This is a genomic window from Streptomyces aureus (assembly GCF_000725495.1).
In the GTDB taxonomy this organism is placed as follows: Bacteria; Actinomycetota; Actinomycetes; order Streptomycetales; family Streptomycetaceae; genus Streptomyces; species Streptomyces aureus_B.
Genome location: NZ_JNZD01000013.1, coordinates 351,872 through 375,886, shown reverse-complemented (window position 1 = coordinate 375,886; position 24,015 = coordinate 351,872). Strand labels below are relative to the sequence as shown.

18 protein-coding genes are annotated in these 24,015 nt (G+C 72.3%); 2 read left to right on the top strand and 16 right to left on the bottom strand.

What is annotated here, in order from left to right:
* The first annotated feature begins 255 nt into the window (after positions 1-255).
* Together IO36_RS20090 and IO36_RS20085 are read left to right on the top strand one after the other, a co-directional pair.
* Positions 256-2,586, top strand: a complete 2,331-nt coding sequence (locus IO36_RS20090) for an FdhF/YdeP family oxidoreductase (RefSeq protein ID WP_037621714.1) — start codon at positions 256-258, stop codon at positions 2,584-2,586.
* Positions 2,587-2,710: 124 nt separating this feature from the next.
* Positions 2,711-3,481 carry a phosphatase PAP2 family protein gene (locus IO36_RS20085; protein WP_078943308.1) on the top strand — a complete coding sequence of 257 codons (771 nt, stop codon included), beginning with the start codon at positions 2,711-2,713 and terminating at the stop codon, positions 3,479-3,481.
* A 26-nt stretch (positions 3,482-3,507) separates the two neighbouring features.
* Here IO36_RS20085 and IO36_RS20080 read toward each other — a convergent pair whose 3' ends face one another.
* The 16 genes from IO36_RS20080 to asnB are packed head-to-tail and all read right to left on the bottom strand — an operon-like array spanning position 3,508 to position 24,015.
* Entirely contained in the window at positions 3,508-4,833 is a 1,326-nt protein-coding gene (locus IO36_RS20080) for a glutamate-1-semialdehyde 2,1-aminomutase (RefSeq protein ID WP_037621991.1), read from the bottom strand.
* A gap of 10 nt (positions 4,834-4,843) precedes the next feature.
* Positions 4,844-5,395 carry a dTDP-4-dehydrorhamnose 3,5-epimerase gene (rfbC, locus tag IO36_RS20075; RefSeq protein WP_037621713.1) on the bottom strand — a complete coding sequence of 184 codons (552 nt, stop codon included), beginning with the start codon at positions 5,393-5,395 and terminating at the stop codon, positions 4,844-4,846.
* Positions 5,392-6,624: a polysaccharide pyruvyl transferase family protein gene (locus IO36_RS20070; RefSeq protein ID WP_037621711.1), complete on the bottom strand. Its 1,233-nt coding sequence runs from the start codon at positions 6,622-6,624 to the stop codon at positions 5,392-5,394. The genes rfbC and IO36_RS20070 overlap by 4 nt, the downstream gene beginning before the upstream one ends.
* Positions 6,621-7,568 (bottom strand): glycosyltransferase family 2 protein, encoded by a 948-nt coding sequence (locus IO36_RS20065; protein WP_037621708.1) that lies wholly within the window; start codon positions 7,566-7,568, stop codon positions 6,621-6,623. The genes IO36_RS20070 and IO36_RS20065 overlap by 4 nt, the downstream gene beginning before the upstream one ends.
* Positions 7,565-8,854, bottom strand: coding sequence for an MATE family efflux transporter (locus IO36_RS20060; protein WP_037621990.1), 1,290 nt, complete (start codon positions 8,852-8,854; stop codon positions 7,565-7,567). The genes IO36_RS20065 and IO36_RS20060 overlap by 4 nt, the downstream gene beginning before the upstream one ends.
* Positions 8,855-8,859: 5 nt before the next feature.
* Positions 8,860-10,158, bottom strand: coding sequence for a DUF4910 domain-containing protein (locus tag IO36_RS20055; protein WP_037621706.1), 1,299 nt, complete (start codon positions 10,156-10,158; stop codon positions 8,860-8,862).
* The gene (locus IO36_RS20050) at positions 10,146-11,171 is read right to left on the bottom strand and encodes an NAD-dependent epimerase/dehydratase family protein (protein ID WP_037621704.1); all 1,026 of its coding nucleotides are present in this window, start codon (positions 11,169-11,171) and stop codon (positions 10,146-10,148) included. Before IO36_RS20050 ends, IO36_RS20055 begins: the two co-directional genes overlap by 13 nt.
* A 3-nt stretch (positions 11,172-11,174) precedes the next feature.
* A complete protein-coding gene (locus IO36_RS20045; RefSeq protein WP_037621701.1) occupies positions 11,175-11,822 on the bottom strand; it encodes a PIG-L deacetylase family protein in 648 nt (215 codons plus the stop codon).
* Positions 11,819-12,649: a sugar phosphate nucleotidyltransferase gene (locus IO36_RS20040; protein ID WP_037621700.1), complete on the bottom strand. Its 831-nt coding sequence runs from the start codon at positions 12,647-12,649 to the stop codon at positions 11,819-11,821. The genes IO36_RS20045 and IO36_RS20040 overlap by 4 nt, the downstream gene beginning before the upstream one ends.
* On the bottom strand, positions 12,646-13,881 hold the full coding sequence (locus IO36_RS20035; protein WP_037621698.1) for a class I SAM-dependent methyltransferase: 1,236 nt from the start codon (positions 13,879-13,881) through the stop codon (positions 12,646-12,648). The genes IO36_RS20040 and IO36_RS20035 overlap by 4 nt, the downstream gene beginning before the upstream one ends.
* Complete coding sequence (locus IO36_RS20030) at positions 13,881-15,149, bottom strand: glycosyltransferase (protein WP_037621696.1); 1,269 nt, start codon at positions 15,147-15,149, stop codon at positions 13,881-13,883. Before IO36_RS20030 ends, IO36_RS20035 begins: the two co-directional genes overlap by 1 nt.
* 2 nt (positions 15,150-15,151) lie before the next feature.
* Entirely contained in the window at positions 15,152-16,387 is a 1,236-nt protein-coding gene (locus IO36_RS20025; RefSeq protein WP_037621694.1) for a membrane protein, read from the bottom strand.
* 1 nt (position 16,388) lies between these two features.
* Positions 16,389-17,909, bottom strand: a complete 1,521-nt coding sequence (locus tag IO36_RS20020; RefSeq protein WP_037621691.1) for a right-handed parallel beta-helix repeat-containing protein — start codon at positions 17,907-17,909, stop codon at positions 16,389-16,391.
* A gap of 13 nt (positions 17,910-17,922) precedes the next feature.
* Positions 17,923-19,878, bottom strand: a complete 1,956-nt coding sequence (locus IO36_RS20015) for a heparinase II/III family protein (RefSeq protein WP_037621689.1) — start codon at positions 19,876-19,878, stop codon at positions 17,923-17,925.
* The gene (locus IO36_RS20010) at positions 19,875-22,055 is read right to left on the bottom strand and encodes a bi-domain-containing oxidoreductase (protein WP_037621687.1); all 2,181 of its coding nucleotides are present in this window, start codon (positions 22,053-22,055) and stop codon (positions 19,875-19,877) included. Before IO36_RS20010 ends, IO36_RS20015 begins: the two co-directional genes overlap by 4 nt.
* A 25-nt stretch (positions 22,056-22,080) precedes the next feature.
* The gene (gene asnB, locus IO36_RS20005) at positions 22,081-24,015 is read right to left on the bottom strand and encodes an asparagine synthase (glutamine-hydrolyzing) (RefSeq protein ID WP_037621685.1); all 1,935 of its coding nucleotides are present in this window, start codon (positions 24,013-24,015) and stop codon (positions 22,081-22,083) included.

The following is a 24,015-nucleotide window of genomic DNA, read 5'->3' as shown; positions in this document are numbered from 1 at the left end:
CGATGGGTCGCCCTGGGGAAGATGGGATGTTTCGGGCTGTTCTCAGCATATCCGTGCGCTTATGTGTATCCATGGGCCGGATCGCGGCGGAATGTGATGTATGGAATCGTGGAGCACCGGAGTTCAGGACGCCCCGCGCCGTCCTGCGAGTGAGGGAGGTCCCCATGTCCTCGAAGCGACGCCGCAAGAAGAAGAGCCGCCGCAAGCACGCCGCGAACCACGGACGCCGCCCCCAGTGCTAGCTCGGTGAGTCTCTTGAACGCATCCCAGGACGGACAGGACGGACAGGACGTACGGGAAGGCCGGGAGCCCCATGTGGGGCCCGCCCCCCGTGGTGAACCGGAGTTCCGCCCGTACCACCACCCGGCCGCCGGCTGGGGTGCGGCCAAGAGCGTGAGCCAGTTCCTGGTGCGCGAACGCGCCCTCGTGGACGGACCCCGCGCGATCATGCGCATGAACCACGAGAACAAGGGCTTCGACTGCCCCGGATGCGCCTGGCCCGACGACACCAAGGGCCTGCACCTGGACATCTGCGAGAACGGCATCAAGCACGTCACCTGGGAGATGACCGGCAAGCGGGTCGGCCGCGAGTTCTTCGCCACGCACACGGTGACCGAGCTGTCCGGCTGGAGCGACTACGACCTGGAGGACCAGGGCCGGCTCACCGAACCCATGGTCTACGACCCGGACTCGGACCACTACGTGCCGGTCAGCTGGCGCGACGCGTTCGAACTCGCGGGCCGGGCGCTGCGCGAGCTCGACGACCCGGACCAGGCCTCCTTCTACACCTCGGGCCGCCTCGGCAACGAGGCCACGTTCCTGTACCAGCTGCTGGCCCGGGAACTGGGCACCAACAACCTGCCCGACTGCTCGAACATGTGCCACGAGGCCAGCGGCCGGGCCCTGCAGGCCTCGCTCGGCACCGGCAAGGGCACCGCCGACCTCAAGGACTGGGAGACAACCGACGCCCTGTTCATCATGGGCGTCAACGCGGCCTCCAACGCGCCCCGGATGCTCACCGCCCTGGCCGAGGCCTACCACCGCGGCGCCCAGATCGTGCACATCAACCCACTGGTCGAGGCGGCCGCCACCCGGACCATCGTCCCGCACGACTTCACGGACATGGCCGTCCTCAAGTCCACCCGGACCAGCACCCTGAACCTCCAGCCGCGCATCGGCGGCGACATGGCGCTGATCCGGGGCATCGCCAAGGCGGTCCTGGAGCAGTCCGAGACCGATCCCAAGGCGCTGGACCAGGAGTTCATCGACCGTCACACGGCCTACTTCGACAAGTACCGCGCGGTCTGCGAGGCCACTTCCTGGGACGCGATCGAGCGGCAGTCCGGGGTGAGCCGCGACGGCATCCTCAAGGCGGCACGGGTGTACCGCGACGCCGACCGCTCCATCATCAGCTGGTGCCTCGGAGTCACCCAGCACGAACACGGCGTCGACACCGTTCGGGAGATCGTCAACCTCCTCCTGCTGCGCGGCAATCTGGGCCGCGAGGGCGCCGGTCCCTCCCCGGTGCGCGGCCACAGCAACGTCCAGGGCAACCGGACGTGCGGCATCGACCACCGGCCGAGCGACACGTTCCTGGACCGGCTCGGCGAGGTCTGCGGGATCGACCCGCCCCGCGAGCACGGCAAGGACACCGTCGCCACCATCCGGGCCATGCACCGAGGCGACGTGAAGGTGTTCGTCGGCATGGGCGGCAACTTCGCCCTGGCCGCGCCCGACACCCCGTACACCTACGCGGCCCTGCGCTCCTGCGAGCTCACGGTCCAGGTGAGCACCAAGCTCAACCGCAGCCATCTCGTGCACGGACGCCGGGCGCTCATCCTGCCGTGTCTGGGCCGCACCGAGAAGGACCACCAGCGCGGCGGACCGCAGAGCACCTCGGTCGAGGACTCGATGAGCATGGTGCACCTGTCCGTCGGGATGAAGCGCCCCGCCTCCAAGCAGCTGCTGTCCGAGCCCGCGATCATCGCCGGCATCGCGCGCGCCGCGCTCCCGGACAGCGGCACCCCCTGGGAGTGGTACATCGAGGACTACGACCGCATCCGCGACACGATGGCCCGGGTCCTGGACGGGTTCGAGGACTGCAACCGCCGGGTGCGCCTGCCGCTCGGGTTCCGCATCAAGCAGCCCGCCCGCGAACTGGTCTTCCTCACCCCCTCGGGCCTCGCCGAGTTCTCCGCGGCCCCGCTGCCCGACGTGATCCCCGCCCCCGGCACCCTGGCGCTCGGCACGATGCGGTCCCACGACCAGTGGAACACCACCATCTACTCGGACAACGACCGCTACCGGGGCATCAAGAACCTGCGCACGCTGGTCTTCATGAACGAGGACGACATGCGCGACCGCGGGATCTCCGAGTTCACCCCGGTCGCCATCGTCAGCACCGCCAAGGACGGCAGCCACCGCAGCCTCGACGGCTATCTGGCCATCCCCTACGACATCCCGCGCGGCTGCGCGGCCGGCTACATGCCGGAGATGAACGTGCTCTGCGCGATCGGTGACTACAGCCTGCAGAGCGACCAGCCGTTGATGAAACACGTCAAGGTGACCATCGAGCCGTCCGGTTGAGGCGCCTCCTCCCGTCGAGATTTCGCGAAGTGTTGACCCTCCGGGGCGCCGACAACCGTGTGCCTTTGGCTAGGGTGACAAAGGCTCGCGCTCGGGCCAAGTCGGACACAACGGGGGTGCCTCGGTGGGGAGTTGGCGTCGGTCCGAAGCCGCCGCGTTACCCCCGGCGCTGCGCGCCCGGCTCGGAATCCTCGCCGCCCTCGCCGCCCTTGCGGTCCTCGCGCTCGGGATCCTGTACACCGGCCGGAGCACGCCCGGCCCGCTGGACGAGCGTCTGGGGACCGAGGCCTACGGTGTGACGTCGCCCTGGCGGAACGTCGCCCTGGCCCTGGACTTCCTGGGGGAGCCGGCGGGCTCGGTGGCGCTGGTCACCGCCCTCGTGGCGGGCTGTCTGCTGCTGCGGCGGCCCCGCACCGCCGTGCTCCTGGTCGCCGGCGCCGCCCTGACCGTGGGAGCGGCGACCCTGCTCAAGTCCCTGGTGGGCCGCACCATCCACGGCGACAACCTGTCCTACCCGAGCGGGCACACCGCCTTCGCCACCACGACGGCCCTCGCGCTGGCGCTGGCGGCGGCCGGCCGGCCCTCGCTGGGCAGGACGGCCGCCGGGTCCCTCGTGCTCGCCGCGGTGGTGTGCGCCGGGGCCGCGATGGGCTGGGCGGAGGTCGCCCTCGGCGCGCACTACCCGACCGACGCCCTCGGCGGCTGGTGCACCGCGCTGGCGGTGACCCCGGCGACCGCGTGGCTGGTCGACAGAGCGGCCGACCGCATGGCCGACCGCACGGCGGGACCACGGGCCGGACGGCCGTCGGATCCGTCGTCCCGCTCGACGGCCCGGGGCACGACCGAGGGCACGGCCGAGCGCATGGCCGACGCCGGCCGCCGGGAGCACCGCTGATGTCACCTACGGCCGGGCCGCACGCGTCACGCCAGACGGCGGAACACGGGCTTCACCGGCCGTCCGGCCAGCCAGGCCGTCGGGTCGGCCGCGTCCAGCGCCTTGCGGTACACCGAGCAGGCCTCGGCCACCACGTCGACGGTGCGGTCGATGTCCTCCTCGTCCAGCGCGCTGCTCACCACGAACGACGGGGCCAGCACCCCGCCCTCCAGGAGCCGGCGCAGGAACAGGGTGCGGTACTCCTGCGACGGCCGCCCGTTCTCGTCGAGGGCGGCGAAGACCAGGTTGCTGGCCCGGCCCCGGACGACGACGTGGTCGGCGACGCCCATGGTGGCCGCCGCCTCGCGGACGCCGGCGGCCAGCCGCTCGCCGAGGGCGTGCAGCCGCGCGGTGACGCCCTCCTCGGTGTAGGTGGTGAGGACGGCCATCGCGGCGGCCAGGGAGTGCGTCTCGGCGCCGTGCGTGGTGGACAGCAGGAACACCCGGTCGCCCGGGTGCCGCAGTCCGCCCAGCTCCATCAGCTCGCGGCGCCCGGCCAGAGCGGAGACGGCGAAGCCGTTGCCCAGCGCCTTGCCGAACGTGGAGAGGTCGGGCACGACGCCGTAGAGGCCCTGGGCGCCCGCCTCGGACCAGCGGAACCCGGTGATCATCTCGTCGAAGACCAGGACGCAGCCGTACCGGTCGGCCAGCTCGCGCAGCCCGGCGAGATAGCCGGGCGGCGGCTCGCTGTGGGTGGCGGGCTCCAGGATCAGACAGGCGATCTCGTCCGGGTACCGGGCGAGCAGTTCCTCGGTCGCGGCCAGGTCCCCGTACGGGAACGTGACCGTCAGCTCGTTGGTCGCCGCCGGGATGCCGGAGGACATCGGCGTGGTGCCGATGAACCAGTCGTCGACGGAGAAGAACGGATGGTCGGCGCACAGGGCCACCCGCGGGCGTCCGGTGGCCGCGCGGGCGAGGCGCACCGCCGCCGTGGTGGCGTCCGAGCCGTTCTTCGCGAACTTCACCATCTCGGCGGTCGGGACCGTCGCCAGGAAGCGCTCGGCGGCGTCGACCTCCACGATGGACGGCCGGACGAAGTTGCTGCCGCGGTCCAGTTGCCGCCGCACCGCCTCGAGCACGCGCGGGTGCGCGTGCCCGAGGCTGACCGACCGCAGGCCGGAGCCGTACTCGATGTAGCGGTTGCCGTCGACGTCCCACACGTGGGCACCGCTGCCGTGGCTGATGACCGGGGCCAGGCCCTCCGGGTACTGGTCGTCGCCCTTGGCATAGGTGTGCGCGCCCCCGGGGATCATGGCGTGCAGCCGCTCGTTCGCGGACCGCGACAGGGGCAGGGTGAGTTCTCGGGTGTCCACGTGGACCACCTCAGCTTTCTTCGTGCTTCAGGACCTCGGCGAGGCTCGGTGCCTCCCGGTCCCGGCGGGACATCGAGGTGACCGGCAGCGGCCAGCCGACGGCGAGCTCCGGGTCGTCGAAGGCGATCGTCACGTCCTCCGCCGGATCGTGCGGGCGGTCGATCCGGTACGAGGTGTCGGCGGTGTCGGTCAGCGCCTGGAAGCCGTGCGCGCACCCCGCGGGGATGTACAGGGTCACCTGCGTCTCGCCGGACAGTTCGAAGGTGGCCACGTTGCGGTACGTCGGCGAATCGCGCCGCAGGTCCACGACGACGTCGAAGATCCTCCCGTACGAGCACCGCACGAGCTTGGACTCGCCGGCGCCGGAGCGCAGATGCAGTCCGCGCACCACGCCCCCGGCCGAGCGGGACAGGCTGTCCTGGACGAAGGCGCCCGGGTCGAGGCCCACGGAGCGGACCACGTCGACGTCGAAGGTGCGGCAGAAGAAGCCGCGTTCGTCCGCGTACGGAGTCGGCTCGAACAGATAGGCGCCGGCGATCGCCGGGACCTCGGTCGCTTTCATGGGGTCTCCCGCGGTGCGTGGGCGTCGTCGGCCGTCGGGAACACGGCCGAGGTCAGGGCGGTGAACTGGTGGTCGAGACGCCGTCGGGCGTCCTCGTTGCGCTCGGCGAGGGTCCGCCGTACGTCCGCGGCGTTCCTCTCCAGCTCACGGAACTGTCCGAGCAGACGGTCCGCGTCGACCTCGCGGGCCGGATGGCGGTAGGAGTCCAGCCCCATCAGGGCCATGAGAGCGTCGCTCTTGGCCGCGTAGCTGAGCGCGATCGTCGGGGTGCCGACCCTGAGCGCGCAGATCAGGTTGTGATACCGGGTCGCCACCACGCTGTCGGCGGCCGCCATCTCCTTCATCACGTCGGCCAGCGAGGCCGTCTCGGCCACGGTGACCAGCGGCGAGTCCACCGCGTCGAGGATCGCCTCCACCACCGGCGCGTCCACGTCGTCGCCGGTGACCAGCCGGACCGGCCTGCCCTCCGCGACCAGCGCGCGCACGAATCGGGTGGTCCCGTCGAGGTAGCGCCGGTGGATCTCCTCGGCCCTGGCGCGGTCGTCGTCGCTGCCGTGGAAGGCCATGACACCCACGCAGACCGGGCCCGGCGGGTCCGACGGCGGGCCCGCGGACGGCGCCGGCAGGGAGAACGCGACGTCCGGGTAGACCTCGTCGCGCGCGGTGTCCACGCCCATTCCCCGGATCGCGTCGCGGGACGGGGCGTCCCGGTACGACCGGTAGGCGGCCAGCCGGGCCGACCAGCGCACCAGGGTGCGGGTCGCCCGGTTGCCGATCGGGGCGGCGCCGACCCCGACCAGCGCGACCCGGGTGCCGGACAGCCGGCCGCTCGCGCAGAGCAGGAACAGCGCGTACGGGAAGCCCCAGGGCCGCAGCGGCAGCGTGGCCTCCAGGACCCCCATGCCGGGGACGATCACCACGTCGTGCCGGCGCACCCAGCCCGCGGTGCGGAAGGCGTCGACGAACTTGCCGAGGCCCTTCCCCGCGACCGCGCCCAGCCGCGACGCCGTCCGGTACTCGCCGCGGTACCAGTGCAGCCGGGTCGCGGGGATCCCGTACCGCGCGGTGACGGCCTCGGGGCCGCCGCACAGCGCGTCCACGCGCGCGTCGGGGTGCCGGTCCCGCAGATAGCCGAGCACGGCCTCGAGCGACCCGTCGTTGCCGAGGTTGCCGGAGCCGAGGAGCCCGAACACCCCGACCCGTACGGGCGTCCCCTTCGGGGGCGTCACGCCTGCCTCCCCTCGCGGCCGGCGACCAGGGCGTCGACGGAGACGGCGAGCCGGTCGGGGTCGACCGGGGCGCGGTCCTCGACCCGCTCGCCGGCGCCCGGCCGGACGCGGCTGGTCATCCACGAGGCCAGATGGCCGAAGCAGGCGCGCCGGTCGGCCCGGGACAGCGGCGCCCGCCGTATCGCCGACGCGAAGCCCCAGACGTACTCGGCGAGCAGCCGCGGCGTCGGGTGCAGCGGGCCCGCCCGGCGCGGGTCCAGATTGACGCACCGGGACCGCTTGGAGGGGTTCGCCCGCTCGGCCCGGGTGGGGTGGTCGCGGCGGAAGTACAGCAGCTCCGGGACCTGGTGGAACGGGCCGTGCAGGGTGATCTCGGCGACGTAGGTGCGGTCCGCGTGGTGGTAGCTGTCCATCGGCTTCACCCGGCGCAGCACGTCGGTCCGCATCACCCCGTAGAAGTCGTCGCCGCCGGGCTCGAACAGCAGGCTGCGGAAGCGCTCCGGCGCGCTCGGCGAGTCGGTGGCCAGACCGTACTCGTAGGGGACCTTCACCCGGGCGTCGCCGTCGATGACCGCCTGTTCGGTGTGCGCGAGGATGATCTCCGGCCGCTCGTCCAGCGCCTCCACGCACAGCCGCAGCAGGTCCCGGCCGTACAGGTCGTCGTGCGAGGCCCACTTGAACAGTTCGCCCCGGGACTCGGCCAGCACATGGTTGTGGTTCGGCGTGGCGCCGATGTTGCGCGACAGCCGCAGGTACCGGATGCGCGAGTCCTTCGCCGCGTACCGGCGGCAGATGTCCTCGGTCCCGTCGGCCGAGGCGTTGTCGGAGACGACCAGCTCGAAGTCCTCGTAGGTCTGGCCGAGCAGGGCGTCGAACGACTCGGCCAGGTACTCCTCGCCGTTGTAGACGGGCAGCCCGATGCTCAGCCGGGGATGGGCGGTCATGACGTCCTCACTTCGGGGATCGGTTCTTGGGCCTGCTCGCGCAGGGCGGAGCGGAGTTGCAGCCACCACACGGCCGAGCCGCTGACGGTCGCGGCGGCGACGCCCCAGGCCGAGCCGACCGCGCCCGCGGCGGCCGCACCGCCGAGCCCGCCGCCGACGTAGCAGACGGAGGCGAACAACTGGCAGCGCAGGCTGCGCCGGGCCGCGCCGAGTGCGCGCAGCCCGGCCGCCGCGCCGGTACCGAGGCCCGCCCCGGCGACGCCGAGGCTGATCGGCACGATGAGCTGGGAGGCGGAGTGCCAGACGTCGCCGAGCGCCGTCTCGCCGAGCCGGCCGGGCATCAGCAGCAGCGCCGCGCCCCAGAGCAGCGAGCCCGCGGCCTGGCCTCCGCCGAGGAGCAGGCAGAACCTGGCCAGCCGGTGCGGGGCCCTGCGCAGGACCCGTGCCGCCTCCGGGACGGTGACCAGCGACAGCCCCATCAGTACGGCGAGGAACGGGCCCATGAGGAGCTCGGCGCCCCGCACGGCTCCCACCGCGCCCACCCCGACGATCACGCCGACCCCGTACGCCCGCAACTGGCTCGCGCCACTGAGGCTGACGTTCTCGACCAGGTACCGGTAGCCGAGGTCACGCTGCTCGCGCAGCCATCCGCGCGCCTCCGCCATCCGGGGCCGGATGCCGGACTGGAACCAGCCGTAACCCGCCGCCACCGTGGCGGACGCGCCCCAGGCGAGCACGAAGGCGGCCACACTGCCCACACGGGCGGCCACCACCATGGCCGGGACCAGGGCGACACCCCACACGACGTCGTTGAGGAACGCCTTCCGCCCGGTGCCCGCGGCGAAGAACGAGTAGCGCCAGGCGTCCTGGAGCAGCAGCCCCGGCATCATGACGCCGAGGGCGGCGAACGCGGGCCCGACCCGGCCGCCGAGGCCGAGCCCGGCCACCAGGGACACCGCGCCGAGGACGGCGCCGACGCCGAGCGCGGTGCCCGTCGCGCGGCCCACCGCCCCCCGCCAGGCCGGGCCGGGCGGGCCGCTGAAGCGAACCGTGAGCGGATCGGTGGCCAGCCCGCGGGAGACGTTGAGCACCACGCCGTACGTCACCCAGGCGAGGCTGAACACACCGAACGCGGTCACCCCCAGCGAGCGGGCGACGTAGATGCCCACCGCGAAGTTGCTCACGCTGGAGGCCGCCTGGTCGGCCAGTCCCCAGGACAGCCGGCCGACGAGGGCCCGCTTGGCGGACCCGGCCGGTGCCCTCGTCCTCTCCTTCTCGGTGGTCATCGGCGTCACGCCTTGATCAGTTCGGCGCCGCGCAGCGCGTCGGCCGCGTCGGCGACGGTGTCGAACGGCAGCCCCGACCGCTCGGCGACGTCCAGCAGCGTGTTCTCGCCGTCGGAGAGGCTGAGCACCCACAGCATCGCCATCTGCGCCTGCTTCGCGTCGCTGCGGCCGCCGAGCGAGTCGTACAGACCCCGCCGGCCCAGCTGCGGCTCGCCGTGCGGACTGAGGTTGACGTACCGCCGGTTGCGGTCGAGGACGCCGAACGCCTCGCGGCACAGGGCGAGCGTGTCCTCCATCGCCTCGGGGGTGACGAAGTCCGGATCGTCCCCCGAGGTGTGGTACTCGGGGTAGCCCGCGTACGGGGTCCGGCTGAGCGAGCCCACGCCGAGGTCGAACCCGGGGGAGCAGTACTGCCGCTCGTCGTAGCCGTACGGGGTGAACTCGTCGATCCGGTGCGGGCGTCCGGAGGCGCTCAGCACGTGCCCGAGGACCCGGTCGATCTCCGCGTCACCGCGCCTGCTGCGCTTGTACGTCAGGTTCCCCCGGTCGCCCGCGCAGGCCAGCACCAGCCCGTGCTTGACCTGGTCGATCCGCTCGGCGTTGCGGGCGAGCCAGGTGATCGCCCCGATGGTGCCGGGCGCGAAGATGAACCGGTAGGTGTAGTACGGGTTCTGCTCCGCGAGCGCCCGCGCGAGGTACGTGGCCACGGCGACGCCGGCCAGGTTGTCGTTGGCCAGCGACGGGTGGCAGACGTGGCAGGAGACGATCACCTCGTCGGCGACCTGCCCCGGGACCACGTGCTCGGCGTAGGTGAGATGACCGTCGGCGAGCGTGGAGTCGACCCGCACCTCGTACTCGCCGTCCGGCATCGCGTCGAGGGTGTCCTGGGACAGACAGAACCCCCACTCCGGCCGGTAGTAGCTGGTGCGGTACGGCACCAGGTCCGGCTGGTCCGGCAGGGTGTGCAGATGCCCGCGCAGCTCGGACAGCGGCATGGTCGCCGACACCGGGACGCTGTAGCCGAGCACGTGCAGGCTGGACGCGGCGAAGTCGACGACCCGCTTCCCGGAGCCGTCGGCGACGTACGCGTCCCGGATGTTCCACTCCTGGGGCACCGTCCAGTCCAGGACCTGCGTCCCGGTCGGCACCTCGTGCACCGTGAGCGGGATGTACTCCCCGACGATGTCCAGGGTGGCGCGCACCCCGTCGCCGGTGATGCTCCGGCACAGCGGGTACAGCCGCCGCACCAGTTCGTGCATCTCCTCGCCGGCACCTCTTTCCGCACGCGTGGTCACCGGCGCCACCGCAGGGTGTCGTCGACGGTGCCGGCCTCGGAGTTGGCGCGCAGCACGGCGAGCCGGGTGAAGCGCTGCTCGAAGGCCTCCCGGGTCAGCCCGTGCTCCCGGTAGGCGTCGGCGAGTTCGAGCGCGCCGCGCTTGACCGTCCACTCGCAGTCGAACCCGGGGATCGCCGCACGGAACCGGGAGAAGTCGACCCGGTAGGACCGCGGGTCGGCGCCGTTCTCCCCGGTGATCACCACCTTGGCTCCGGCCACCGCCTCGGCGACCTGCTCGGCGATCTCGGCGACCGTGACGTTGTTGACCTCGCTGCCGATGTTGAACGCCCGGTCGTGCACCGCCTCGCGCGGAGCCTCCAGCGCGGCGGTGAAGGCCCGGGCGATGTCGGCGGCGTGCACCAGCGGGCGCCAAGGGGTGCCGTCGGAGAGGACGAGCACCTCGCCGGACAGCAGGGCGTGGCCCACCAGGTTGTTCAGCACGATGTCGGCGCGCAGCCGGGGCGAGAAGCCGAAGGCGGTGGCGTTGCGCATGTACACCGGGGTGAAGTCGTTGTCGGCCAGCTCGTGCAGGTCGTCCTCCACCCGCACCTTGGACTCGGCGTACGGCGTCACCGGCCGCAGCGGGGCGTCCTCGGCGACGAGTTCGTCACCGCCGGCGGCGCCGTAGACCGAGCAGGTGGAGGCGTACAGGAAGCGGCGCACCCCGGCCTCGCGGGCCAGCCGGGCCAGCTTCACGGACGCGTGGTGGTTGATGTCGTAGGTGAGTTCGGGCGCCAGTGACCCCAGCGGGTCGTTGGACAGCGCGGCCAGATGGATCACGGCGTCCACCCCGGCCACGTGCTCGGCCGTCACGTCACGCAGGTCGACGCGGGGGCCCGCCGGGTCGGTGGGGGCGGGGCCGAGCACACAGTCGGCGAACAGTCCGGAGTCCAGCCCGACGACCTCGTGGCCGGCGGCGGTGAGCACCGGGGCCATGACGGTGCCCAGGTAGCCCTGGTGGCCGGTCAGCAGTACGCGCAAGGTTCATTCCCCCAGGTCGAGAGTGAGTTTGGTGACGGCGAACGCCTCGGCGTAGCGCGCGTTGCTTTCGATACCGCGGATCCGGGCGAGCCCGAGGAAGGCCTCCCGGTCGTACCAGGGCCGGTGCCGCTGCGAGGGGTAGTGCTCCTCCAGCAGCCGCACCTTCCGCTCGGCGATCTCCGGCGACAGCGGCTGGTACGCCGTGGGACGGCCGAGATCGCCGTCCCACTTGACGATCTCGTAGCCGAGCACCAGATGGTCGCGGAACGCGGTGGTCATGAGCTCGGCCAGACCGCGGTGGTCCTGGTGCGCGTCCTCGGTGCGCGGGGCGATGACCAGGTCCGGCTCGGTCCGGTCCCGCAGTTCCTCGACCGCGCCCTTGGCCTCGTCCCAGTGCGCGGGCAGCCGGCCGTCGGGGAGCTTGTGCACGGTCAGCCGCAAGTCGGCGCCCGGGCAGAAGGCGGCGAGCGCGGCCCGCTCCTCCTGCTCCCGTTCGCCGCCACCGCCGGAGAGCACCAGCGCGTCCACGCGGATGCCCGGACGCGCCTCGCACAGCGTCAGCAGCGTGCCGCCGGCGCCGATGGCGATGTCGTCGCAGTGCGCGCCCACCGCGACGACGCTGTTCAGGCGCCCGGCCCCCAGACGGATCACGCGGTGCCCGCCGTGGCGCCGACCCGGCTCGCGGGCACCCGTGCCACGGTGCCGTCCTGCTCCCACACGGCCCACGGGCGATCGCCCCGGGTGTAGGCCTCGTCGAGCGCGGCCCGCTCCTTGACCGTGTCGGTCGGCTTCCAGAAGCCGCGGTGCTGGTGCGCCACCAGCCGTCCCTGCTTGGCCAGTTGGCCGCAGCCGTCGGCCACCAGGTCCCCGTTCTCCGGGATGTGGTCGAAGACCTCCTGGCGGAGCACGAAGTAGCCGCCGTTCTCCCACAGCGGCATGTCGCTGACCGCGGTGATGCCGCCCACCAGACCGTCCTCACCCAGCTCGACGCAGTGGAACGAGGACTGCGGCGGGACCACCATCATCGACGCGCCGGCGTCGCGCCGGGCGAAGTTGTCGATCATCTCCGGCAGCGGGGCGTCGGTGAGCACGTCGGCGTAGTTGGCGAGGAACATCTCGTCGCCGTCCAGATGGTGCCGCACCCGGCGCAGCCGCTCCCCGATCGGCGACTCGATGCCGGTCTGCGCGAACGTGATCGTCCAGTCGGCTATGTCGGTGGACAGCAGCTCGGTCCGCCCGCCCCGCAGCACGAAGTCGTTGGACGTCGTCTCCTCGTAGTTGAGGAAGAAGTCCTTGATGTGGTGGGCCCCGTAGCCGAGGCACAGGATGAACTCCTTGTGCCCGAAGTGCGCGTAGTAGCGCATGACGTGCCAGATCAGCGGGCGCGGGCCGACCATCGCCATCGGCTTGGGCACGTCGTCGGAGGTTCCGTTGCGCATGCGCATCCCGTAGCCGCCGCAGAACAGTACGACCTTCATGCCTTGACCTCGACAATGCTCAGTTCCGGAATCGGGAAGACCAGGCGGCCGCCCCACTCGTGCACGAACGACAGCTGCTCGGACAGCTCGGCCCGCAGGTTCCACGGCAGGACGAGGACGTAGTCGGGCTTGTCGGCGGCGATCTGCTCGGGTGCCAGGATCGGGATCCGGGTGCCGGGGGTGAACCTGCCGTGCTTGTACGGGTTGCGGTCGACCGTGTACGCGAGCAGGTCGGGCCGGATGCCGCAGTGGTTCAGCAGGGTGTTGCCCTTGCCCGGGGCCCCGTAGCCGACGACCCGCTCGCCGCGCTCGGCCGCGTCGATGAGGAACCGCAGCAGGTCCCGGCGCACCTTGGCCACCCGGGCGGAGAACTCGGTGTACCCGGACAGGTCCTGGAGCCCGGCGGCCTTCTCCCGGTCGAGCACCTCGGCCACCCGGTCGGAGGGCTCACCGGCCACCTCGGCCGGCCGCGCCCACAGCCGGATGGAGCCGCCGTGGGTGGGCAACAGCTCGACGTCCACGAGCGTGAGGCCGCCGCTGGCCAGCGCCCGGATCGCGGACGCGACCGTGTAGTACTGGAAGTGCTCGTGGTAGATCGTGTCGTACTGGTTCTCCTCGATCAGGGTCAGCAGGTGCTGCACCTCGATCGAGACCCAGCCGTCGTCGGCGACCAGGGCACGCAGCCCCTGGGTGAACCCGACCACGTCCGGGATGTGCGCGTACACGTTGTTGGCCACGACCAGGTCCGCCGGGCCGTGCTCGGCGCGGACGGCGGCGCCGGTGTCCGGGGACAGGAACTCCGTGACCGTGGGCACCCCCGCCTCCCGCGCCGTGGCCCCGACGTTCACCGAGGGCTCGATGCCCAGGCAGCGGATCCCCCGGTCCACCACGTGCTTCAGCAGATAGCCGTCGTTGCTGGCGACCTCGACGACGAAGGAGTCGCCGCCCAGACCGAGCCGCCCCGCCGCGCCGTCGACGAACGTCCGCGCGTGCTCCACCCAGGAGGTCGAGTACGAGGAGAAGTACGCGTACTCGCTGAACGTCTCCTCCGGTGAGATCAGCGGCGGGATCTGCGCGAGCCAGCAGTCGGTGCACACCCGCAGGTGCAGCGGGTACGCCGGCTCCGGTTGGTCCAGTTGGTCCGCGGCGAGAAAGCTCTCGCACGGCGGGGTCGCCCCCAGGTCGACCACGCTCGCCAGCGACGCCGCGCCGCAGAGTCGGCAACGTGCCATCAAAGTCCCCCATCCCGCTCGCCCGGGTGTACCCGTGACGAGCCCGTTCTTTCCCCTACCGGCGGCGGGCCGTCCCCGCCGCCGGACCGCACCGAGATCGCGGTGCGGTACCCCTCCACCAGGCGCTCCAGCCCGACGGCCGGGCTGAAGTCCCGTTCGTACCGGCGCCGGGCCGCCTGCCCCATCTCCCGGTTGCGGTCCGGGTCGGCCGCGATCCGGCGCAGACAGGACGCGAGCGAGCCGGCGTCGCCTGGCACGTGCCGCAGCCCGGTCACCCCGTCCTCGACGAGTTCCACGAAGGCCCCGTGACCGGCGGCGACGGCCGGGACCCCCGCCGCCATCGCCTCCACGACGACCAGCCCGAACGCCTCCAGCCAGGTGGAGGGAGCCACCACGGCGACCGACCGCGCGATCGCGCGCCGGCACTCCTGCTGGTCGTACAGGCCGACGTAGCGCACGTCGTCCCGGCCCGCGGCCCAGGCGGTCACCTCAGGCTCCAGCGGACCCGTTCCGGCGATCACGAGCGGTACGCCGATCCCGCCGCCGGCGGCGATCTCGTCCCACGCGGCCATGAGCAGCCGTACCCCCTTGGCCTCCGCGAGCCGGCCGAGGAAGAGCAGATGCTCGCCGGCCCCGGCCCGCACGACCCCCGGTTCCGGCACGAAGTTGTGCTTCACCACCAGGCGTTCGGCCGGCATACCGGCCGCCACCAGGACCTCGCGCTGCGCCGCCGAGATGCAGAAGAAGCGCTCGACCCCGGACCGCCACCGCCGCCGGTTGGCCGACAGGCTGACCGCGAGCGGCACGGTCGCGAGCCGGGAGCCGCGGTAGCAGCCGTGCCGGACCGCGGGCAGCGGCGTGGAGCCGACGCACTCCGTGCAGGGCCGGCCGTCCCGTTGCAGCGTGCCCGGCGGGCAGACCTGGGTGTAGTTGTGCAGGGTGGCGACGGCGGGCACGCCCGCGTCCGCGCAGGCGGCCAGCACCGCCGGCGACAGCAGCGGGAACACGTTGTGGACGTGCACCACGTCCGGCCGTTCGGCGCGCAGCTTCGCCGCGAGCTCCCTGCGGACCGCCGCGTTCCACGGCACCCGCAACGGCAGCGCGGCCTTGGCCGGCAGCGACAGGGAGCCGATGTCGTCGCTGCGCCGCTCGAACAGCTCGACCCGGTGGCCGCCCTCGCGCAGCAGCGCCACCTCCTGGTCGACGACCTTGTTCTCACCGCTCGGCTGTGCCGAGGCGTAGCGGTTGTGCAGCACGAGGACGTGCATGCTCAGCCCACCTCCGTCTTCTGGGCCCAGCGCGGGACGCGCCGCCGTCGGGGCACTTCGGGTACCGGCAGGGGAGTGACCGGGGCGGGCGTCGCGAGCAGCGACGCGGCCACGGCCAGGTGCAGCAGATACGGCGAGGCGTCACCCAGACCGGCCTCGGTGTACGAGGCGATCGCGCAGTAGCTGATCAGGAAGATGGCGCAGGCCCGTGACAGCGACGGCGGCCGCAGCAGCGCGACACCGCCCAGCACCACGAGGAACGCGGCCACCAGACCGACACCGGTCACGCCCTGCTCGTTGTAGACGGCCAGCCAGCTGTTGTCGATCGGCAGCCCGTCGAACGACTTGTCGCCCAGACCGGCGCCGAACAGGTACTCGGAGGTCGTCCGGGGCGCCACCAGCAGCGCGTGCCAGACCTTGGCCCGCCCGGTGAGCGAGGAGAAGTTCTCCTGGCTCTGGCCGCGCAGGAACCACGTCTGCAGCGCGGAGGCGAATCCCACCGCGGCCACCGCTGTGATCGCCACCGCCCAGGTGAAGAACCGGCGGGCCGCGCCGCTGGTCAGCATGAGCGAGCCGATCGCCAGCGCCAGCCCGAGGAGCAGACCGAGCGTGGCCGTGCGGGTGTGGGTCAGGGCCAGCAGCACGAGCGAGGGCACGATGACCACCGCCGCGCTCTTCCCGTCGGTCCTGCGGTCCAGCAGGAGCAGCACGGTGAGCCCGATGATCACCGCCGCGTACTGTCCGATCTGCGGCGGGGTGAGCGGCCACAGCGCGCCGACCAGCCGCCCGCCGTAGAGGTCGGGCAGGGCGGCGCCCGGCGAGGCGATCAGACCCGCGGCCACCGTCCCGAGCACCGCGAGGTACATCCGGATGTGGTGCCGGACGAACGTCGTGCCGCCGTCCCACCAGCGGCTCAGCAGCCACAGCGTGCCGACGAACAGGGCCAGCCGGAAGCAGCGGAACAGCGCTCCGAACCCCGACTCCAGGTGCGAGCTGGAGATCACGCTCATCACCAGGAGCAGGGTGAGCAGGAACAGATAGGCGCTGGGCCGCAGCCGCAGCCGGAGGTTGACCAGGAGCGCCAGCGCGAACGCGGTGACCAGCGCGCCCATCGTGACCATCTGGATGAGGGACCGGGGCAGCGGGACGATCGTCTTCGCCCCGGCGGAGCCGAGCGTGTTGAGGATCAGCAGTCCCCAGACGGTGCCGACGATCTTCGGTGTGCGGTCGGTGCGCATCTCAACCACCGTCCTGGGCGCGGAAGGTGCTGCCCGCGTCCTGCAGGTACGGCGCCCCCTGCCACTGCGCGGAGTCGAGGATCCGGCTCGGGTCGTGGGCGACGAACCTCCACGGACCGACGTAGGTGTTGTCGTGCCAGCGGTTGTGCTGCTTGGTGGTGATCGCCTCGGCCACCCGCTCGCCCTGGTAGGGCGACCAGTCCGGGTAGGTCCCGTAGTTGGCCAGCACCGCCATGCGGTCGCACCGGACCGTGCAGCCGACGACGGACTTGTCCAGCACGAAGCGGTTGCCGTGGATATCGACCCGCTGGGTCCGCCACCGGCAGTCGTCGTAGAGCGGCTGGGCGGCGATCGCAGGCCGGACACAGCGCTTGGTGTTCTTCACCAGCAGCGTGCAGTCGCCGGAGGAGGTGTTGGCGGGGCTGTTGCAGAACCGGTCGGCGTTCTCCCACAGGGTGATGCCGGACCAGTTGTCCTCCAGCACGTTGCGATAGATGTCGATCTTGTCGGTGCGGGCCCGGACCCGCGGTTCCCCGCCGGACTCGGACAGATAGACGGTCGCGAAGGGGAAATTGTCGCCGCGGTCGGCGTACTTGCGCCCCTCGACCCAGTTGTTCCGCCGGATCGTGTTCCCGCGGATGACCGCGTTGTAGCTGGTCTCGTAGATGAGCGCGGCGCCGTCGTTGGCCTCGAGCACGTTGTCCTCGATGAGGAAGTCGTTGTTGTTGGTGTCCGCCCACAGGCCGGTACCGCGGTTGTCGTGCACCCAGTTGCCGCGTATGTCGGCGCCGTCGACGGCCCAGAACTTGACGCCGCCGGTGCAGCCGCAGCCCTCCTGCTTGCGCTCCCAGTCGTCCGTGTTGTTGCCCGTGATCTCGTTGCCCTCGAGCACCAGGCCGGTGATGCGGCCGTTGCCCTTGTACGCGTTCATGCCGTACTGGCCGTTGCCCTTCAGACAGCTGGAGCGGACCCGCTGACGGGCGCCCGCCATCAGTCCGGCGCCCGAGTTGTTCTTGATCGTCGTGTGCTCGATCACCCAGCCGTCGGCCGAGTCGTGGTTGACCACGCCCTCGTTCTGCGGGGCGACGAAGTCCTGCACGGTCAGGAAGCGGATGGTGACGTCGGGGGCACTGCCGGCGAACGCGTACTGATTGGTCCTCCTGCCGTCGAGCACCGCTCCGGGCGCGCCGATGTAGACGTCCCCCTTCTTCGGCAGGACCTGGGCGTAGCGGTCCTTGTCGAGCCGGTGGCGGCCCGGCTCGAGCCAGAACGTGGTGCCCGCCGGACGGCTCCTGGTCTTCGCGGCCAGGTCACCGGGCTTCGCGGGATCGACCGTGACTGCGCCCGCCGGTGCCTTCGCCGGCCCGGAGCCGGGCTCGGAGCACACCCGTGCCTCGGACGCGGCCGGCTCCGCGGCCGGCTTCAGCCGTGTGTCCGACGAACTGTCGCAGCCGGTCGCCGCGGACAGGGCCAGTACCAGCAGTGCGGCCGGCAGCGCCCGGCGCCGCCCCTTGATCCCCAAGCGTCCTTCCCCCCTAGCCGCGGAACCCGAGTACGGTGCCGAACTCCCGCGTGCCCTCGGCGACTCCGGTGCCGACCAGCGTGGTGGCGGGCTCCTTTTGTCCGAAGCCCGCGGAGTACCAGCCCAGCGGCGGTTCGCTCTCGCCGCGGTGCGCCCGCCAGGTCAGCTCCCCGGGCAGGTCGAGCACCGCGGAGCGCTCCTCGCCGTCCCGGGTCCAGGTGAGCAGTGCCCGGTTCCCCTCCAGGTCCGCGGTGACCTCCGGACCGAGGTGGAACGCGAGGCGCACCGTGCGGCGCGGGCCGCGTACCTCGTCGACCACCTTCACCTCGCGCCTCGCGGAGGTCAGTTCCACCCGGCGGCGGTGCACGGAGTCCTCGTAGCCGTCGTGCTCGGCGCACCAGCGGGCCGTCTCGCCGGAGGTGTCCGCGACCAGGACCCGGGTGCCCGCGTGCCGGGTCCACAGGAACGGGCCGCCGGAGACGGACTGGTCGGTGCCGTCCAGCTCCAGGGTGTTGTGGCCGAGGGTGGAGCGGAAGTAGCTCCGCCACTCGGGCTGCCCGTGGTAGCAGTACGTCCCCGGGTCGGCGAGGACGTCGACCCCGTCGTGCCGTACCTCCACGGACAGCGCGTCCGCGTGGGCGTGCGCGGCGATGGACAGGAACCCGTGCGGGCCGCCGTCGCAGCGGACCCAGATCCCCTCGGGACCGCGCAGGATCGTCATGCCGGCGTCGGGGAAGTGGGCCGGCAGGCCCGCCGGGCGGGACACGGCCGGTGTGGTCCCGTCCTTCCCGTACGGCCGTACGAGGGCGGCCAGCAGCGGGGTGCGCACGTCGGTGCCGGTCACCTCCGGCCACCAGTCGAGCCGGCCGAACACGGCTTCCCCGGTGGCCAGCAGCGAGCCCCAGCGGTCGGTGCCCGCGCCGTCCACGATCAGACCGTGCCCGTCGTCCGCGTCGCCCTGGCGCGGCGGCCGCAGCCGGTTGTCCACGACCGCCGCGAGCGCGTCGGTCATCCGCAGCAGCACCAGCCGGACCGTCGGGGGTACCTGCACCCCGGCGGCGTCCGCCTCGGCCAGCGCGGCCAGTCCGAGCTCCAGCACCAGCCCGTGGTACTCGGTCGCCAGCTCCCGGTTGAGCCCGGAGCCGAAGGTGTTGGCCCGCAGGTTCCGGTCCAGCGAGCGCAGCGCGTCGGCACGCCAGCGCGCCGAGGCGGGGAACCAGCCGAACGCGCAGGCCGCGGCGAACTGCCCGGCGGCCTCCGCGATGACGTGGTTGTTCGCCGAGGAGGCCCGGCTGGGGAAGGCGGCCAGCCAGCGCTGGTGGTGCCAGATCTGGTTCCGCGCCACCGGGTTGTCCTCGAACAGCGCGGCCGCGCCGCTCCAGCCGTCGAGCAGCCGGCGGATCCACACCCAGGACAGCAGCCGGATGCCCAGCTCGATGCCGCTGGTCCAGTGCACCCCGCACAGCGGCGCGTTGACCTCCCACCACGAACGCAGATGCGCGGCGACCCGCTCGGCGTACCGCTCGTCCCCGGTGGCCGCGTACGCGGCGGCGAGCACGGTGAGGTACTGGTGCCGGGACGGCTCCCAGATCTGCTTGATGTCCCCGACCGCGTCCTCGTCGCGGTAGGCCACGTCGAAGGCGTGCACCAGCGGGGCCCGGCGCCCGGTCTTCGGGTCGAAGGACCAGTCCGGGGCGGCCAGGTCGTCGCGGTCCACCCCGAAGAACTCGGCGTGCCCGTCCATCAGCCGGTCCGCCTCGGCGACGAGACGCTTCACCGCGTCCGGCGCCAGGGCGGCCACGGTGCCCGCGGGCAGGACCGCGGTGAACCGGGCGCCGGTCACGGCCGGGGCGTCCGGCGGCAGCGACCGCCAGCGTCGCCGGCGCAGGGTGTCGCCCACCCGGCCGCCGATCTCCCGCGGCCCCATCCGGGACAGCCGCCGCAGGTACCAGCCCGCGCTCATGGTCATCGGGCGCCCGCCAGGGTCACCGGCGCTCCGCCGGCCAGACCGGCCTGCACGGCGAGGGTGGCCGCCGTGGTGGCGACCAGCGACTCCAGCGGCACCGGCATCGGACCGCCGGTCCTGACGGCCTTGACGAACGCGGCCAGTTCGGCCGACTGGCCCTTGTCCCGGGCCTTGGGCAGCCGCGAACTGACCCAGCGCTTGCGGCCGTACACCGAGGCGCGCACGAAGTCGTCGAGCCGCAGCACCTTGCCGTCCGCGACCAGGTCCAGCGTCTCCTTGGGGTAGCCGGGCGACCCGGTGGTGACATAGCTGATCGTGGCCGTGGACCCGTCCGGGTAGCCGAGGACGATCTGGAGGTCCTCGTTGCCGGACGGGGCGACCGCGTACACCGAGACCGGGTCGGCGTCGAGCAGCCAGCTCGCGGTGTCGATGAAGTGCCCGCCCTCGCCGGCGAACCGCGAGCCCTCGCTGCCCTGCTGGAGATACCAGCTGCCCTGGTCGAGGCGGCCCGCGTTGACGAGGTAGCGCAGGCTCGCCGGTCCCGTCCTGGCACCGAACCGCTTCCTGGCCTCCAGCAGCAGCGGGGCGAACCGGCGGTTGAAGCCCACCTGGAGCCGGTCGTTGCCGGACTCCTCCACCGCGGCCAGCACACCGGCCAGTTCGTCCTCGGTGAGCGCCAGCGGCTTCTCCACGAAGACCGCCTTGCCCGCCAGCAGCGCCTTGCGGGTCAGATCGGCGTGCGAGCTGTGCCGGGTGACCACGAACACCGCGTCGATCGACTTGTCGCCGAGCACCGCGTCCAGGTCGGTCGTCGCCTCGGAGAAGCCGAACTTGCGCTGGGCGTTGGCCGCGGACAGCGCCGTCGTCGTCACGACCGTGGAAAGCTCCACACCGTCGCGCTGCGCGAGGTGCGGCAGCAGCATCGAGGTCGCGTAGTTGCCCGCGCCGACGAAGGCGAGCCGCACCGGGGTACGGACCGCCCGGGCCGGGGCCGCCGCGGTGGCGGGCCGCTTCACCTCGGGCACGGTCATGGCGGGGGCCTCGGCCTCCACCGTCTGCTCGGGATAGCGGAACAGCACGGCCACGGCCTTCAGTTCGCCGTCCTTCAGCGACCGGTACGTCTCGACGGCGTCGTCGAAGTCGGCGATGTGGGAGATCAGCGGCTCCACGTCGACCTTGCCGCGGGCCACCAGGTCCAGGAAGCAGGCCAGATTGCGGCGCTCGGTCCAGCGCACGTAGCCGATCGGGTAGTCCCGGCCCTCCAGCTCGTACGCCGGGTCGTAGCGCCCGGGGCCGTAGCTGCGGGAGAACCGGACGTCGAGCTCCTTCTCGTAGTACGCGTTCCACGGCAGGTCGAGGCGGCACTTGCCGATGTCGACGACCCGGCCCCGGTCCCGGCACAGCCGCGCGGCCAGCTCCACGGGCTGGTTGCTGGCGCCGCCGGCCGCCAGGTACACCTGGTCCACGCCGTGGCCGTCGGTGAGTTCGGCGACGGCGCTCTCCACGGCCGCGGACGCGGGATCGCCACAGGCCGCGGCGCCCAGGCGCTCGGCGAGCTCGCAGCGCGCCGGGTCGGGGTCGACGCCGACGACACGGACGCCCGAGGCGGTCAGCAGCTGGACCACCAGCTGCCCGATCAGCCCGAGGCCGATGACCAGCGCCACCTCGCCGAGCCGTGACTCGCCCTGGCGGACGCCCTGCAGGGCGATGGACCCGACGGTGCCGAACGCCGCGTGCCGGGGCGCGAGGCCGTCCGGCATCGGGGCGTAGAGGTTCTTCGGCACCCAGTTCAGCTCGGCGTGCAGCGCGTGCTCGTTGCCGGCGCAGGCCACCAGGTCGCCGACCTTCACGTCGTCGATCCCGGCGCCGACCTGCTCGACCACCCCGCACAGCGAATAGCCGAGCGGCGTGTAGGAGTCCAGCTTGCCCATCACCTTGCGGTAGGTGGCGGGCACCCCGTTGGTGGCCACGCTCTGCACGACCTTGGCCACCTGGTCCGGGCGGGAGCGGGCCTTGCCGAGCATCGACATGCCGGCCTCGGACACCTTCATGAGCTCGGTCCCGGTGGAGATCAGCGAGTAGGCGCTGCGGACCAGCACACCGTCCGCCTTGCACCCGGGGACCGGCACGTCGAGCAGCGCGAGCTCGCCGCTCTTGTAGTTCTGTACGACCTGTTTCACCGAAGTCCTCTTGTCTCTACTGTCTTCACGCCGTCGCGTGCGAGTCCAGGCCGGCCCGGGAGGTCGCGCCGCGATACCAGTACTCGAGGGTCAGCACATGCCACAGATGCTTGGAGAAGTCCCGCTGTCCGGCGGCGTCCTCGGCGACCATGCGCGCCAGGGCGTCGCGGCGCAGGAGCCCGGAACGCACGAGTTCGCCGTCGTTGACCACCTCGCGCACCAGCGGCGCGAGGTCCCGGCTCATCCAGGCCCGCAGCGGGGCGCTGAACAGCCCCTTGGGCCGGTACACGATCTCCTTGGGCAGGACGGAGACGGCCGCCTCCTTGAGGACGGCCTTGCCCTGCCGCCCCACGATCTTGCGGTCGCCGGGCACGGTGAACGCCGCCTTGACCACCTCGACGTCCACGTACGGCACCCGCACCTCGGTCGACGCGGCCATGCTCGACCGGTCCGTGTACGCGAGGTTCAGACCCGGCAGGAACATCCGGGCGTCGCCCAGGCACATACGGTTGACGAAGTCGTCGAGGTCGTTGTCCTCGTAGACGTCCGCGTGCTCGGTGAGCACGTCCTCGACCGTCCCGGCCAGGTCCGGATCGATCAGGGCGAGCAGCTCCTCCTGGTCGTACATCGTGTAGCTGCGCCGGAACGCGGTCTCCTCCGGCAGGTCCGCGAAGGACAGGAACCGCTTCGCGAAGCGCACCGACCGGTAGCCGCGGCGGGCCGAGGCGACCGGCAGCCGGTCCACGGCCGCGGACACGCCCCGCCGCAGGGGCCCCGGGACCCGCTGGTAGCGCAGCGCGATCAGGTTGGCCAGGTGCTTGCGATACCCGGCGAACAGCTCGTCCGCTCCCATCCCCGAGAGCATCACCTTGACCCCGGCCTCCCGGGCGGCCGAGCAGATCAGGAAGGTGTTGATCGCGGCCGGGTCGCCGATCGGCTCGTCCAGGTGGTACGTCATCTCCGGCAGCAGGTCGAGCACGTTCGGGGCGATCTCGATCTCGTGCAGGTCGACCCCGAACCGCTCGGCCACCTGCCGGGCGTAGCGCAGGTCGTCCGGCATCGCCTCGAACCGGGCGTCCTCGGCCCGGAAGCCGATCGTGTAGGCGGAGATCCCGGGCCGCTCGCGGGCCGCCAGGGCGGTGAGATAGCTGGAGTCGAGACCGCCGGACAGGAAGGTCGCCACGGGGACGTCGGACAGCAGATGACGCCGGGTCGACTCCTCGACGATCGCGGCGAGGTCAGGCCGCTCGCCGGCCAGCGCCCGCTCCCGGCCCTCGGCGGCGACGTCCCTCAGGTTCCAGTACTGTCCGCGGTCCACCCGGCCGTCCGGCCGGATGCGCATCCAGCTCCCCGGCGGCAGCTTCTCCGCCTCGCGGAACGCGCACCGCGAGTCCGGCACCCAGTAGTACAGCAGCGAGGCCACCAGCGCGGCGTGGTCCACCTCCAGCGTCCCGCCGGTGACGGCGGCCAGCGCCTTGAGCTCCGAGGCGAACACCAGGCCCGCGCCGCGCCGCAGCAGGAACAGCGGCTTGATGCCCAACTGGTCCCGTGCGAGGACCAGTTCACCGGTCCGCTCGTCGAAGATGCCGAACGCGAACATGCCGCGCAGCCGGGGCAGACAGTCCGTGCCCCAGCGCCGCCAGGCCTCCAGCAGCACCTCGGTGTCCGAGGTGCCGCGGAAGCGCGCCCCCCCGGCCTCCAGCTCGCTCCGCAGCTCCGGCGCGTTGTACAGCTCGCCGTTGTACGTCAGGACGAGCCCGTCCGAGACCATCGGCTGGGCGCCCGTCTCGGACAGGTCGATGATGGCCAGCCGGCGGTGTCCGAGGTGGACCTCGCCGTCACCGGCGGGGTGGCTGTAACGGCCGGCCCCGTCCGGCCCGCGGTGGGCGAGGGTCTCGGTGAGCCGGTCGGCGACTGCCTTCCCGTCCGGCCACCTGTACGTGCCTGCGATGCCACACAT